This is a genomic window from Mesorhizobium sp. ES1-3 (assembly GCF_020164795.1).
GTDB lineage: Bacteria > Pseudomonadota > Alphaproteobacteria > Rhizobiales > Rhizobiaceae > Mesorhizobium.
Genome location: NZ_JAIUGW010000005.1, coordinates 130,910 through 143,317, shown reverse-complemented (window position 1 = coordinate 143,317; position 12,408 = coordinate 130,910). Strand labels below are relative to the sequence as shown.

9 protein-coding genes are annotated in these 12,408 nt (G+C 64.0%); 5 read left to right on the top strand and 4 right to left on the bottom strand.

Annotated elements, in window-relative coordinates; translation table 11 throughout:
* Nucleotides 1-35: 35 nt before the first annotated feature.
* The 3 genes from LB536_RS09975 to LB536_RS09965 form a co-directional block, all read right to left on the bottom strand.
* On the bottom strand, nt 36-338 hold the full coding sequence (locus tag LB536_RS09975; protein ID WP_224591466.1) for a hypothetical protein: 303 nt from the start codon (nt 336-338) through the stop codon (nt 36-38).
* Between the two features lie 198 nt (nt 339-536).
* Nucleotides 537-1,262, bottom strand: coding sequence for an acetoacetyl-CoA reductase (gene phbB / locus LB536_RS09970; protein ID WP_140754686.1), 726 nt, complete (start codon nt 1,260-1,262; stop codon nt 537-539).
* 106 nt (nt 1,263-1,368) lie between these two features.
* A complete protein-coding gene (locus LB536_RS09965) occupies nt 1,369-2,547 on the bottom strand; it encodes an acetyl-CoA C-acetyltransferase (RefSeq protein ID WP_140754684.1) in 1,179 nt (392 codons plus the stop codon).
* A gap of 296 nt (nt 2,548-2,843) precedes the next feature.
* Here LB536_RS09965 and phaR point away from each other — a divergent pair, with 296 nt between their 5' ends.
* Entirely contained in the window at nt 2,844-3,455 is a 612-nt protein-coding gene (gene phaR / locus LB536_RS09960; RefSeq protein ID WP_140754682.1) for a polyhydroxyalkanoate synthesis repressor PhaR, read from the top strand.
* A 20-nt stretch (nt 3,456-3,475) separates the two neighbouring features.
* Here phaR and LB536_RS09955 read toward each other — a convergent pair whose 3' ends face one another.
* Nucleotides 3,476-4,618 carry a citrate synthase gene (locus LB536_RS09955; protein ID WP_140810779.1) on the bottom strand — a complete coding sequence of 381 codons (1,143 nt, stop codon included), beginning with the start codon at nt 4,616-4,618 and terminating at the stop codon, nt 3,476-3,478.
* A 92-nt stretch (nt 4,619-4,710) separates the two neighbouring features.
* Between LB536_RS09955 and LB536_RS09950 the strand changes: the two genes are divergently transcribed.
* The 4 genes from LB536_RS09950 to LB536_RS09935 all read left to right on the top strand — a co-directional run bounded on the left by LB536_RS09950 (nt 4,711) and on the right by LB536_RS09935 (nt 12,394).
* On the top strand, nt 4,711-5,799 hold the full coding sequence (locus LB536_RS09950) for a citrate synthase/methylcitrate synthase (protein WP_140810752.1): 1,089 nt from the start codon (nt 4,711-4,713) through the stop codon (nt 5,797-5,799).
* Nucleotides 5,800-6,006: 207 nt separating this feature from the next.
* Nucleotides 6,007-7,137, top strand: coding sequence for a patatin-like phospholipase family protein (locus LB536_RS09945; protein ID WP_140810754.1), 1,131 nt, complete (start codon nt 6,007-6,009; stop codon nt 7,135-7,137).
* A gap of 825 nt (nt 7,138-7,962) precedes the next feature.
* On the top strand, nt 7,963-9,138 hold the full coding sequence (locus tag LB536_RS09940) for an efflux RND transporter periplasmic adaptor subunit (RefSeq protein ID WP_140810755.1): 1,176 nt from the start codon (nt 7,963-7,965) through the stop codon (nt 9,136-9,138).
* 79 nt (nt 9,139-9,217) lie between these two features.
* On the top strand, nt 9,218-12,394 hold the full coding sequence (locus tag LB536_RS09935; protein ID WP_224591463.1) for an efflux RND transporter permease subunit: 3,177 nt from the start codon (nt 9,218-9,220) through the stop codon (nt 12,392-12,394).
* Nucleotides 12,395-12,408 lie beyond the last annotated feature (14 nt).

Below are 12,408 nucleotides of genomic sequence, written 5' to 3'. Positions count from 1 at the left end.
TCGGTGACTCCGTCAGATTCAGCTTTTGTTCACGGCTAGATATGGATTTTGTGACCACGAGTCTCACCACATGCTGAATCACCGAACTGGCCCGTTTTATGCTTGGTGGATCTTGCCGTTAATGTTTGCCGGTAAACCATGCAGGAGGCTCGCGCCACTTCGCTCAACATTATGAAATTATTAATCTTTCTGAACTCTGCGTTAAGGAATTGCAGGCAATCGCGGCCATTAATGTTAACATTGCGCTCAAAGCCGGAACGAATCGGCGACAAACCAGCGCCAGCGGTATTTTCTCCTTTTGTTCCCCCAATATCTTGTGTTGTGAACAGCTTATCCACCGAGAATCCACAGGCTTGACCACAGGGTTTCGCACAGACGCGGCTGCCGTCATTAACCTTTGCGTGCCGGATTGGAGCATCGCGCCACAGCGAAGCCTTCCAAGGATCAAGCGTCGTTTGAAAGCGGACCGGTTTCCCGGTCCGCTTGTTGCGAGCACGCGTCGATCCCCCAGCCGTTGGCTGCGGTGAGAAGAGGACTCAGATGAAGTACTGGCCACCATTGGCGGTGAGGGTCGAGCCGGTGATGAAGCCGGCGTCTTCGGAAGCCAGGAAGACAACGCAGCGCGCGATCTCTTCCGGTTCGCCCAGGCGGCCGACCGGGATTTGCGGGATGATGCGTTCGTTGAGCACCTTCTCGTCGATCGCCTTGACCATCTCGGTGGCGATGTAGCCGGGGCAGATGACGTTGACGGTGATGCCGGCGCGCGCGCCTTCCTGGGCGAGCGCCTTCGAGAAGCCGATGTCGCCGGCCTTGGCGGCGGAGTAGTTGACCTGGCCGGCCTGGCCCTTCTGGCCGTTGATCGAGGAGATGGTGATGACGCGGCCGAACTTGCGGTCGCGCATGCCGCTCCACAGCGGATGCGTCATGTTGAAGACACCGGACAGATTTGTGTCGATGACCTCTTTCCACTGGTCGCGCGTCAACTTGTGGAACATGGCGTCGCGGGTGATGCCGGCATTGTTGACCAGCACGGACACCGGGCCGAGGTCGGCCTCGATCTGCTTGATGCCGGCGGCGCAAGCGTCATAGTCGGCGACCGACCATTTGTAGACCGGAATGCCGGTTTCGGCCTTGAACTTCGCCGCCGCGTCGTCGTTGCCGGCATAATTCGCGGCAACCGAATAGCCGGCAGTCTTCAAAGCGGTCGAGATCGCCGCGCCGATACCGCGCGATCCACCCGTGACGATTGCAACCTTGGTCATGCATTTCCCCTTTTGAAATCGCCCTGTTGTCGGGCTTGGCAGGCACTGGATTTGCTACAGGCACTACATATGAACCGGGCGGCTTGCGCCGCCCGTCCAAAATCTATCAGAGAGCCTCCACACACATGGCGACGCCCATGCCGCCGCCGATGCATAGGGTGGCGAGACCCTTCTTGGCGCCGCGTCGGCGCATCTCGAAGACCAGCGTGTTGAAGATGCGGGCGCCCGAGGCGCCGATCGGGTGGCCGATGGCGATGGCGCCGCCATTGACGTTGACGATCGAGGGATCCCAGCCCATGTCCTTGTTGACGGCGCAGGCCTGTGCGGCGAACGCCTCGTTGGCCTCGACAAGGTCGAGATCCCCTGCCGACCAGCCGGCCTTTTCCAATGCCTTGCGCGAGGCGGGAATGGGTCCGGTGCCCATGATCGCCGGATCGACGCCGGCGGTTGCCCAGGACGCGATCCGCGCCAGCGGGGTGATGCCGCGCCTGGCGGCTTCCGCTTCACTCATCAGCAGCGCACCGGCAGCACCGTCATTGATGCCGGAGGCGTTGGCCGCGGTCACCGTGCCGTCCTTGTCGAAGGCCGGCTTCAGCTTGGTCATGGCATCGATCGTGGCGCCGTGGCGGATGTACTCGTCCTGGTCGACAATGGTGTCGCCCTTCTTGCCCTTGATGGTGAAGGCGACGATCTCGTCCTTGAACTTGCCGGCCTTTTGCGCGGCCTCGGCCTTGTTCTGCGAGGCCAGCGCGAACTGGTCCTGGTCGTCGCGGGTGATCTGGAACTGGCGGGCGACGTTCTCGGCGGTGTTGCCCATGTGGTAGCCATTGAAGGCGTCCCACAACCCGTCCTTGATCATGGTGTCGATCATCTTGTAGTCGCCCATCTTGACGCCGGCGCGCAGGTGCTCGGCGTGCGGCGACAGCGACATCGATTCCTGGCCGCCGGCGATGATCACCTTGGCGTCGCCGGTGGCGATCTGCTGCATGCCGAGCGCGATGGCGCGCAGGCCGGAGCCGCAAACCTGGTTAAGGCCCCAGGCGGTGGTCTCCTTGGGCAGGCCGGCCAGGATCGAGGCCTGGCGGGCCGGGTTCTGGCCTTGCGCCGCGGTCAGCACCTGGCCGAGGATGACCTCGTCGACCTCGGCCGCCTCGACACCGGCACGCGTCAAAAGTTCCTTGACGACGACGGCGCCGAGTTCATGCGCGGGCGTGGCGGCGAAGGCGCCGTTGAAGGAGCCTACGGCCGTGCGCGCGGCGCTGGCAATGACGATGGAAGCGGACATTTTCTTCTCCAGACTTCAAGGGTGTTGTTGTGCCGTTGAGGACTTTTCTTGCCCTTTCCCAACCCCAAGTCAAACCGGAAATCGGCATGGCGCCGATGCGCCGCAAGCAGACCTCACCTCGTGGCGCCGGCGGTCTGGCCGGTGCTGCGCAGCATATTTAGCCTGCCATGCAGCATTATATGATCCCGCACTGCACAAACTGCTTGGAATTATGAGGCTTTTGCGCATATCCTCAAAAAGGGCGCAATCGTTACCGGCTGCTTACTCAGGCGTGCCGGTGTCCGGGGAGGATGCAGATGGCCGCAAAAGACGACCCGATCATTATCAAGAAATACGCCAACCGCCGCCTCTATAATACGGGGACGAGCACCTATGTGACGCTCGAGGATCTGGCCGAGATGGTCAAGAAGGGCGAGGAATTCACGGTCCAGGACGCCAAGACCGGTGATGACATCACGCATCCCGTGCTGACCCAGATCATTTTCGAGCTGGAGAACAAGGACGGGCAGAACATGCTGCCTATCCCGTTCCTGCGCCAGTTGATCGCCTTCTACGGCGACCAGATGCAGATGATCGTGCCCAGCTTCCTCGAACAGTCGATGATCGCCTTCTCCAAGGAACAAGAGCGGTTCCGCGAACAGATGAAGGGCGCCATCGGCAAGTCGCCGCTCGACGTGATGAAGATGGCGACGCCGATCAAGGCGCTGGAAGAACAGACGCGCCGCAACATGGAAATGTTCCAGAACGCAATGCGGCTGTTCACGCCTTTTCCGCCCCCGGGCTCGTCGGCGCCTGCCGCGGCTCCCGCCGAGCCGGCCAGGAAGGAAACGCCGGAAAAGCCGGACGATCTGCAACAGCTGAAGGATCAGATCGCGGCCATGCAGCGCAAGCTCGACACGATGTCGTAAGCGCATAGCGCTCACGACATTCAGCCCAGCAATCCCTCATAGCGGCCGCGCGGCCTGATGCTGCTGCCGCTCGCGATCTGTTCGACCATGTGCGCGGCCCAGCCGACGCTGCGTCCAAGCGCGAACAGGTGGAATGGTGCATCGCGCGGCAAGCCAAGGCCGCGCGTCAGCACGGCCAGGGCAAAGTCGATGTTCGGTTGGGCGCCTGTCGCGGCAATGGCGGCGGCTTGCAGCGATTGCAACGCCTCGTCGGTGTTGTCGAGGGAGGCCAGAAGCGCTGCGGCCCGGGGATCGCCCTCGGGATAGAGCGGATGGCCGAACCCCGGCAGTGGCCGGTCATGGCCGAGCCAGCGCCGGATCGCGGCATCGGCGCCGTGCCGCGCCGCGTCCTCAGCGAGTTGCATCACCGCTTCGCCGGCGCCGCCGTGGCGGGGACCGGACAGTGTCGCCAGGCCGGCAAGCAGACACGCGGCGGGCGAGGCTCCGGTCGAGGCCGCGACGCGGGTTGCGAAGGTCGATGCGTTGAGTTCGTGATCGGCGAGCAGGACAAGGGCACGGCGGATCGCTTCCGCGCCGCCATCATCCGCCGACCAGCCCCGTGCCAATCGCCGATGCACTGGTTCAGATCCCGCGATGGCACCAAGGGCGCTGGCCAGCACGCCGATCGCGTGCGCGGCATCAGTGCACAGCAAGGCAGCACTTCGTCCAAGCGAGGGCCGCGCCTGGCCGGCAAGCAGAGCGAGTTGCGCAAAGGCCGGGGTGCGGCCGATCTGAGGCGGCGCATCTGGCGACGGCGCTTCGAAACTGACCGGGCCGGGCAGGGCCCAGAGCAGCCCAGCGGTTTCTTCCAGCGTGGCATGGTCGGACAGCGCCGCGGCGTCCCGACCCCGATAAATGAGGTGGCCGTGCCAGACGGTCGAAATCGCGGTGACGATCGACGGCTCGCCCCAGGCGATCGCGCTTTCGGCAATGGCCGCAGGGCTCCGCCCGCGCGCCCTCCGCATCGCCAGTGCGGCGATATCGTCGGCGCGGTACTGGCTGCGGCGCGGGTCGGCACGGTCCGGACGCATGCCGATGCGGCCGCGGCTGACATAGGCATAAAGCGTCTGCGGCCTCACCCGGAGCCTTTCCAATGCCTCTTCCCGCGACAACCATTCGGACATATCGAGCCAGATGTTGATTCTATTGATCAAGATTGATGCTTATGGCGCCCACCCTTATCTCCCATCGGGAAAAGCTTCAAGGAGACAAGGCTATGGCGAATGGGCTCGATGATGTGGTGGCGGCCGAAACCGTGCTGTCCGATGTCGATGGTCTGGGCGGTCGCCTGACGATCCGCGGCCATTCGCTTGGGGAATTGGCTGGACGATGGAGTTACGCCCAGGTCGTCCACCTGCTGCTGGACGGGTTCTTCGACGGTCTGCCTGGCGACGCCGAACTGGCGGCAAAACTGGGTGAGGCACGCGTCGAGGTGTTCGAGCGGCTCGCGCCTGCGCTGCCCTTGCTGGCACCGTTTGATGTCTACAGCGCCATGCGCGCCGGCATGGCCTTGCTGCCGGATGGCGAGACGCTGACGGACGCCTTGCGGCTGATCGCGGCGCCCGCGGTGCTGACGCCTGCGCTGCTGCGCCTGCAGTGCGGTGAGCAGCCGATCGCACCCGACGGCAAGGCCGATCATGCCGCCGACATGTTGAGGATGCTCAGGGGCTCCATCCCGTCGCCTGATCTGGCCAAGGCACTCGACACCTATCTGGTGACCGTATGCGACCATGGCCTCAATGCCTCGACCTTCGCCACCCGCGTTGTCGCCTCGACCTTGGCCGGCCTGACATCGTCGGTGCTGGCCGGCCTCGGCGCGCTCAAGGGTCCACTGCATGGCGGCGCGCCCGGCCCGGTCATCAAGATGCTCGACGCCATCGCTGCGCATGGCGACGCTGCCGGCTGGCTGCGCGGCGAGATCGCCCGTGGCGAACGCATCATGGGTTTCGGCCATCGCATCTATCGCGTGCGCGATCCGCGCGCCGATGTGCTGAAAGCGGTGGTCCGCAAGCTTGGCGGCGAGGGCGAAACCGGTCGCCGGCTGGCCTTCGCCGAGACGGTCGAGCAAACGGCGCTCGACGTGCTCCGGGTCGCCAAGCCGCAGCGCTCGCTGCAGACCAATGTCGAGTTCTACACCGCGCTGGTGCTGGAAGCGGCGGGATTTCCTCCTGATGCCTTCAGCAATGTCTTTGCCGCCGGGCGCGTTGCCGGCTGGATCGCGCATGCGCGCGAGCAGCAGACCACCGGGCGGCTGATCCGTCCGCAGTCGCGCTATGTCGGGCCGGTGCCTGACCTCGTCGCCTAGATTTTCCGTCTGTTTCAAAGGCTACGGTCCCTCAGCATCGCAGCGGAGGGGCTTTTCGCATCACCGAAATTTCATGTGATCACGCGACCGTGTTCGTGTTCTTGCCTTGGTCCATCCTTATATGCTGCACTGCAACATAAGCCGGCCATGGCTGCTTCCTTCCAATGACGTTGGGGCAGGCCGGCGCATCAGGATGACAGGAACGCCATGACGAAGAACGGCAAGGCGGAGGAAAAGAAGAAGATCAACATCGCCCTTCAGGGAGGCGGCTCGCACGGCGCCTTTTCCTGGGGCGTGCTCGACCGGCTGCTGGAGGATGGCAGGCTGGAGATATCGGCGGTGTCCGGTACCAGCGCCGGCGCCATGAACGCAGTCGCATTGGCCGATGGTTTCGTGCGCGGCGGAGTCGAGGGCGCCAGGCAGAAACTGGACGATTTCTGGCACGCGGTGGCGGCAAAGGGCCGGTTCAGCCCGGTGCAGCGCATGCCGTGGGATGTCGCCTGGGGCAATTGGTCAATCGAGAACACGCCGGGCTATGTCTTCTTCGACACCATGTCTCGAGTGTTTTCGCCCTATGTCGCCAACCCGCTCGGCCTCAATCCGTTGCGCGACGTGGTCGCAAGGGAGATCGACTTCGGGAATGTCCGCGCCTGCAAGTCGATGGAGCTGTTCATCTCCGCCACCAATGTCGAGACAGGGCAGTTGCGGGTGTTTTCCGATGGCGAGATCGACCTCGACACGGTGATGGCGTCGGCCTGCCTGCCGCAACTGTTCCGCGCCGTCGAGATCAAGGGCGTGCCCTATTGGGACGGCGGTTACGGCGGCAATCCGGCGCTCTACCCGTTCTTCAAGACCGCGGCGACCGAGGATGTGCTTCTGGTGCAGATCAATCCGGTGGTGCGCGAGGGAACGCCAAGAAGCGCCAACGAGATCCAGAACCGCATCGACGAGATCACCTTCAATGCCGGGCTTCTGCGCGAATTCCGCTCGATCGCCTTCGTCAAGGAACTGATTGCGGCAGGTCGACTGCCGCATGGCGAATATCGCGACATCCGCATGCATCGCATCGATGCCGACGAGGCGTTCAAGGATCTGTCGGCATCGTCCAAGGTCAATGCCGAATGGGCCTTCCTGACCTATCTGCGCGACCTCGGCCGCACCGCCGCCAGCGACTGGCTGGAAGAGAATTACGATGCCGTCGGCAGCCAAGCTACGCTCGACCTGTCCGGCGAACTCGATGATGGGTTCAAGCCGGTACGCGGTCCCGCACCCGGCCGTCGGGTCAAGGAATTTCTCGCCGCGCGCAAGAACCCCGAGGCCGAACGCCGTCGGGCCTGAATCCGACGGCGCTGGCTCCACGGCAGCGTCTGTCGGCAGCCATGACAGGGTCTCCGGAGCAGCGCCCAGTCCAGCGTTGTCGGCGTGACGGCAACCTTGACGTGCGGAAGAGCCGTCATCATGCTGACGCCTGCTGCCACTGACGGTCGGATGGCGCTGCCCCGGAGCGTTCAGTGGCATCGGGCGCAATGCTCGGTACAGAATTGCGAATAGGACGAAATACACCTGGTATTCCCGCACCTGTCTCGCGCCGCGCCCGAAGTCGGGCGTATCATGACACGCGGTCCGGGACGCAATAATGCGGGCGCATAGGTGCTTTCAGCATCTGTCCGACGTCGGTGCATCGGGGTCGGCAAGCAGCCTGATCCGAAGGGGCCGTCGTCCCGTTTCCCGAGCGATTCCAGTTCTTTGGCCGAGTGTCGTGGCGCCGCTACCATTGTCCCTCGCCGATCACACTGACGCCGATCGTCGGTTTGTGCCTGCACTTCAATCAGCGACGCGACGCGGATCGCGGCTGTAGTCCGGAGACGACCCATGGCGAGCGCGGCTGGTCGCCCGTGGCCGAAGTTTCAGGGGCGGATCGCGAGCCAGCGGGCGCTTCGTCAAGTAGACAGGCAAGTCACGAAGAACCGTTTCATGGCGACCACACCTTGCCCGGCTATGCAATGCTGCTGCAACTTTGGGACTATATTGCGATGCAACTTTGATGTAGAAGCGCGCTCGCCGATCACGGCAATTTGAACACGGTCAGGCGCGCACCCATATCGGCGACGCGCCCGCGTCATAAGAGGCGGTGCTGGCCGAACCCGCAGTGGAAAAATGACGATGCCTAAAATCAGGTTTCACAAGCTTGCAGCCATTGTTGTGCTCATCGGTTTCGCGGCGTGGATGGCGACCGGCGAGTTCTCGTCGGTCGGCAGCGTAGCGGCCAACAAGGCCAAGGCAGCCGAAGTCGAGCAGGGCAAGGCGCCGGATGCGAGCAAGCCGAAGGCGGCGGAAGCCGAACAGAAAGCGCCGCTGCGCACCGTCGCGGTGGTGACGCCGCCACGCAAGACCTATGCGCGCGCCATCCGCATTTCCGGGCTGACCGAAGCCGACAAGCGCGCGGTGCTTGCAACCCGCGTCGCCGGCGTCATCGACCAGCTACCTGTCAAGCAAGGCGATCACGTCAAGACCGGCGACCTGGTGCTGATGCTCGCCGCCGAGGAAAAGATCTCGATGGTCGACAATGCCAAGCAGCTTGTCGCGCAGCGCCAGGCCGAGCTGGACGCGTCGTTGCGGCTGATGAAGACCGGCAATTTGCCCAAGCTGCAGCTCGACACCGCCCGCTCCAATCTGACTCTGGCGCAATCCCAGTTGGACACCGCGCAGGCCGAGCTCGACCGCAACGAAGTAAAGGCGCCGTTTGACGGCGTCATCGACCGGGTGCCGGTGGAACTGGGCAGCTCCGTCATGCAGGGCGGCGAGGTAGCGACCATCCTCAAGCTCGATCCTGTGATCGCGCGCGGCGAAATCAGCGAGCGCGACCTCGGCTATCTCAAGATCGGTGACAAGGCCAGCGTTCGGCTGGTCAGTGGCCAGACCGTCGAAGGCACCGTGCGCTATATCAGCCGCGACGCCTCGTCGGCGACCCGCACCTTCCGTGTCGAGATCGCCATCCCCAATGCCGATGGCTCCGTGCCGGCCGGCATGACGGCGGAAATCCAGCTCAGCGCCTTGCCGACCGACGCCGTCCTGCTGCCGCGCTCGGTGGTGACTCTCGGCGACAAGGGCGATCTCGGCATCCGCGCCGTCGGCACGGACAACAAGGTGGCATTCTTCCCGATCGACCTGGTCGACGACACGCCGACCGGTCTCGTGCTCGGCGGCATCCCGGCCGATGCGCGCATCATCGTCGCCGGCCAGGAACTGGTGAAGGAAGGCGACGAGGTTCATCCGGTCGAGGCCGACCAGGCAACCATCAACAAGCTGATCGGCGAAGCCACCGCCGGGACGCAGTAGCGCGGGGCGCCGGCGCCGGGCCTTGCCCGGCGACAGCATGTCCGTTCGCCACTCCCGAAGCCAACAGCAGGCATAAGTCATGGATATCGTCAGACTCGCAATCAACAATGCCCGCCTGACCATCTCGGTGCTGGTCTTCCTGCTGATCGCAGGCTGGGTCGCCTATCAGTCGACGCCGAAGGAAGCGGAACCCGACGTTCCGATTCCGATGATGTATGTCAGCCTGATCTATCAAGGCATTTCGCCCGAAGATTCCGAGCGCCTTCTGCTGCGGCCGATGGAAAGCAAGCTGAAGAGCCTGAAAGGCCTCAAGGAGATGCGCTCGGCCGCTTTCCAGGGCGGCGGCTATGTGCTGGTCGAGTTCCAGCCGCAGACGAACCTGGCGACGGCACTGCAGGATACCCGCTCCAAGGTTCAGGACGGCAAGGCCGACCTGCCGCAGGCGGCCGAAGAGCCAGTCGTCACCGAGGTCAACATTTCCGAATTTCCGGTGCTCGTCGTCACGCTGTCGGGCGAATTGCCCGAACGCGTGCTGGCGGCCGCCGCGCGCGAGTTGCGCGACCGCATCGAAGAAGTGCCGGGCGTCCTGGAAGGCTCGCTGCAGGGTTCCCGCGACGATCTGGTCGAAGTCGTCATCGATCCGATGAAGCTGTCGTCTTACGGCTTGCAGCTCGATCAGCTGATCGGCGCCGTCGGCGCGTCCAACAGCCTCGTCGCCGCCGGCAACATCGAGGGCTCGCAGGGTAAATACGCCGTCAAGGTGCCGTCGCTGATCGAGACGCCCGAGGATGTGGCCGCACTTCCCGTGGTCGCCGGTCCCAATGCCGTGGTTCAGGCCAAGGACATCGCGACGATCCGCTCGACCTTCGCCGACGCCACGACGATCACGCGCCTCAACGGCAAGCCGGCCATCGCCATCGAGGTCAAGAAGCGCATCGGCGCCAATCTGATCGACACGCTGACCAAGGTCAGGGAGGTGTCAGACACCTTCGTCAAGACCATGCCGGAAGGCATGCACGTCACCTACACGCAGGACAAGTCGGTCTTCGTCAACCAGCTGCTCGGCGATCTGCAGAACCACGTGATGATCGCCGTCATCCTGGTGTTCATCGTCATCCTCTACGCGCTGTCCGGACGTGCCTCGCTGCTCATCGGCCTGGCCATTCCGTCATCCTTCCTGATCGGCATCCTGCTGCTGGCCATGATGGGCTACACGATCAACATGATCGTGCTGTTCAGCCTCATCCTGGCCGTCGGCATGCTGGTCGACGATGCCATCATCGTCACCGAGTTCGCCGAACGACGGATGAGCGAGGGCATGCCGAAGCAGGAAGCCTTCGCGCTCGCCGCCAAGCGCATGGCCGGTCCGGTCATCGCGGCAACGATGACGCGTATCGCCGCCTTCTCGCCGCTGCTGTTCTGGCCGGGGATCATCGGCGATTTCATGAAGTACATGCCGATCACGCTGATCGTCACGCTGTCGGCCTCGATGCTCTATGCGCTGGTCTTCGCGCCGACGCTGGGGGCGATCTTCGCCAAGGCGCCGCAGCATCACGAGGATGGCAATCGCGATGGCTGGTACATGGCTGTCGTCAAGCAGGCAGTACGCTTCCCCATCACCGTGATGGTCCTCACCGTCGTCTTGCTGGCCGGCATCTTCGTTGGCTATTCGAAGTACGGTGCCGGCGTCGAGTTCTTCCCGAGCGTCGAACCCGACTACGGCCTGCTCTATGTGCATGCCCGCGGCAACCTCTCGCTGGCCGAAATGGATACCGCGACCAAGATTGCCGAAAACCGGCTGCTCGGCTGGCCGGGCGTGAAGTCGGTCTATACGCGCGTCGGCAAGTCCCAGGGCGGCGGCCAGGACGTGCCCGAAGACGTCGTCGGCGTCATCCAGTACGAATTCATCGACTGGCGCGAGCGCAAATCGGCCAACGATATCCTGAACGACCTGCGTGGCGTGATGGCCGGCATTCCCGGCGTCGACGTCGAGGTGCGCGTGCCGGAAGCAGGCCCGCCGACCGGCAAGCCGATCCAGATCAGGCTTTCGGCCATCGACCCCAAGGGATTGGACGAGAAGGCGCGCGCCGTCGCCGCGCGCATTGCCAAGGTGCCCGGCGTCATCGACATCTCCGATGGCTTGCCGCCGCCCGGCGTCGACTGGGCGCTCGAGGTCGATCGGGCCAAGGCCGCCCAGTATGGCATCAGCCCAACCTCCGTCGGGACGGTGGTGCAGCTCGTCACCAATGGCTTGAAGCTCTCGGAATACCGGCCGGCCGGCGCCGACAAGGCGGTCGACATCCGGCTGCGCTTGCCCGAGGACCGGCGCACGCTGTCGACGCTCGACGAGCTCAGGGTACAGACCTCGCAAGGATCGGTGCCGATCTCGAACTTTGTCGTTCGCAAGGCGAAGCCGAGCGTCGGCATCCTCAATCGCATCGACGGTGCCCGCACCGTGGTGGTGCAGGCCAACGTCGCCGCCGGCGCTCAGGTCGCCGCCGTTCAGCAGGAGGTTACCCAGGCCGTCGCCGACATGAATCTCGGCAGTGGCATACGCTGGAAACTGGCCGGCTCGAACGAGGACAGCGCGGAAGCCAGCGCCTTCCTCAGCAAGGCCTTCGGGGCCGCGATCTTCCTGATCTTCCTAGTGCTGCTGGCGCAGTTCAACAAGTTCACCAGCGTCTGGCTGGTGCTGTCCTGCGTCGTCATGGCGACGATCGGCGTGTTCCTCGGACTGCTGATAACAGGCGAGACGTTCGGCATCGTCATGTCGGGCATCGGCGTCATCGCGCTGGCAGGCGTGGTGGTGAACAACAACATCGTGCTGATCGACACCTATGACCGGCTGCGCGAGGAAGGCTGGGACAAGATGGACGCGGTGCTGCAGACCTGCCGCGAGCGTGCGCGTCCGGTTGTGCTGACGGCGGTATCGGCCATTCTCGGCGTGCTGCCGATCGCCTTCGGCCTCGGGCTGGAAATCTTCCATCACGAGACGACGATCAATGCGCCGTCTACGCAATGGTGGATTTCGCTGTCCTCGGCGATCGTCTTCGGCCTGTCCTTCGCCACCATCCTGACGCTGGTGGTGACGCCGTCGATGCTGATGGTGTTCACGCGCGCCAAGATCAAACCCGGTGCGCGGCGCGGCTGGTTCAGCCGCCTGTTCCGGCGTGGCAAGGGCCAGATCTCGTCGGACACCCCGGCAGCGGATGAAGGCGCCGAGCCGGCAATTGCCTTCCCGAAAGCCGCCGAATAGACGGCTCCCCGATC